This is a genomic window from Rhizobium sp. UBA1881 (assembly GCF_002338015.1).
Classification (GTDB): domain Bacteria; phylum Pseudomonadota; class Alphaproteobacteria; order Rhizobiales; family Rhizobiaceae; genus Rhizobium.
On record NZ_DDHH01000172.1, the window covers coordinates 12150 to 12470 of the forward strand.

At 63.9% G+C, this 321-nt stretch carries 1 protein-coding gene; it reads right to left on the minus strand.

What is annotated here, in order from left to right; genetic code table 11:
- The coding region (locus tag B3605_RS21090; RefSeq protein ID WP_414707002.1) for an AAA family ATPase at positions 1 to 321 on the minus strand (321 nt) is incomplete at both ends.

Consider the following 321-nt stretch of genomic DNA (forward strand, 5'->3'; position numbering starts at 1 on the left):
CTGCGCTGCAGCACCTCCATGACCGGCTGGAAGGCGTGTCCGTCGAAATCATAGGCGCGATCGAGGATTGACGGAGCGGCCAGCAGCGAAAGATGCTCGGAGCACTTCGTCAGCAGGCGGTCGAGGAACATCTCGTCCAGGCGCTCCGGGGCATAGACCGCCTCTGCGATCCCCTGCGTCGGGTCCTGATCGAAGTCGATATTGGCCGTTCCGTAGGGCAGGTCGAGATCGGCGAGGATCGTCTCGGTCGAAAACAATCGCGAGATGCCGAAGGCGCAATTATGCGCGATGGTCGAGGCGCCGACGCCGCCCTTGGCGCCG